At 55.2% G+C, this 1,844-nt stretch carries 1 rRNA gene; it reads left to right on the top strand.

Features of this window, described 5'->3' with window-relative positions:
• Positions 1 to 102: 102 nt before the first annotated feature.
• A 23S ribosomal RNA gene (locus HF877_RS21070) occupies positions 103 to 1,844 on the top strand; the annotation flags it as partial.

A 1,844-nucleotide genomic window follows, 5' to 3' on the forward strand; every position in this document is an offset into this window, starting at 1 on the left:
TCAGCGACGATGATCTGCGAAAGTTCTCCGCCTGTGGGTGGGTTCCGGTAGGGGTTGTTGTGTGTTGTTTGAGAACTGCACAGTGGACGCGAGCATCTTTGTTAGTAAGTGTTTATGAGCGTACGGTGGATGTCTTGGCACCAGGAGCCGATGAAGGACGTGGGAGGCTGCGATATGCCTCGGGGAGCTGTCAACCGAGCTGTGATCCGAGGATTTCCGAATGGGGAAACCCAGCACGAGTGATGTCGTGTTACCCGCATCTGAATATATAGGGTGTGTGGAGGGAACGTGGGGAAGTGAAACATCTCAGTACCCACAGGAAGAGAAAACAACATGTGATTCCGTGAGTAGTGGCGAGCGAAAGCGGAAGAGGCTAAACCGTGTACATGTGATACCTGGCAGGGGTTGTGTATGCGGGGTTGTGGGGTTCATTGTGTCGGCGCTGCTGAGCCGGCCAACAGTAAGAAATCATCGTGTTAGTCGAAGTGGTCTGGAACGGCCTGTCGTAGAGGGTGAGAGTCCCGTAGACGAAAACATGGTGACTGTTGATGTGAATACCCAAGTAGCACCGGGCCCGTGAAATCTGGTGTGAATCTGTCGGGACCACCCGATAAGCCTGAATACTCCCTGGTGACCGATAGCGGACAAGTACCGTGAGGGAAAGATGAAAAGTACCCCGGGAGGGGAGTGAAATAGTACCTGAAACCGTGCGCTTACAATCCGTCAGAGCTGATGCAACCTTTGGTGGTTGATTGGTGATGGCGTGCCTTTTGAAGAATGAGCCTGCGAGTTAGCGGCATGTCGCGAGGTTAACCCGTGTGGGGTAGCCGTAGCGAAAGCGAGTCCGAATAGGGCGTTGCAGTGGCATGTTCTAGACCCGAAGCGGAGTGATCTACCCATGGCCAGGGTGAAGCGACGGTAAGACGTCGTGGAGGCCCGAACCCACTTAGGTTGAAAACTGAGGGGATGAGTTGTGGGTAGGGGTGAAAGGCCAATCAAACTCCGTGATAGCTGGTTCTCCCCGAAATGCATTTAGGTGCAGCGTCGCGTGTTTCTCACCGGAGGTAGAGCTACTGGATGGTCTAGGGGGCCCACAAGCTTACCGAAATCAGCCAAACTCCGAATGCCGGTGAGTGAGAGCGCGGCAGTGAGACTGCGGGGGATAAGCTTCGTAGTCGAGAGGGAAACAGCCCAGATCGCCGGCTAAGGCCCCTAAGCGTGTACTAAGTGGAAAAGGATGTGGGATCGCTGAGACAACCAGGAGGTTGGCTTAGAAGCAGCCACCCTTGAAAGAGTGCGTAATAGCTCACTGGTCAAGTGGTTCTGCGCCGACAATGTAGCGGGGCTCAAGTACACCGCCGAAGCCGCGGCATTCACATAACACCCGCATGTTTCTACGGAAGTGTGTGCAGTGGTGTGGATGGGTAGGGGAGCGTCGTGTGGCCATGGAAGCATCGGGGTGACCTAGGTGTGGAGGCCATGCGAGTGAGAATGCAGGCATGAGTAGCGAAAGACGAGTGAGAAACTCGTCCGCCGAATGACCAAGGGTTCCTGGGCCAGGTTAATCCGCCCAGGGTGAGTCGGGACCTAAGGCGAGGCCGACAGGCGTAGTCGATGGACAACGGGTTGATATTCCCGTACCCGTGTGAACGCGCCCATGATGAATCATCGGTACTAACCGTCCAGAAGGTTCCTTGTTCCCTTCGGGGGATTGGGGATTGGATGCACGGGATCTTCGGTGGTAGTAGTCAAGCGATGGGGTGACGCAGGAAGGTAGTGGGGCCAGTCAGTGGTAATACTGGTGTAAGCCTGTAGGGCGTGACATAGGTAAATCCGTGTCGCAT

The sequence above is a fragment of the Rhodococcus sp. BL-253-APC-6A1W genome (assembly GCF_012843405.1).
Classification (GTDB): Bacteria; Actinomycetota; Actinomycetes; order Mycobacteriales; family Mycobacteriaceae; genus Rhodococcus.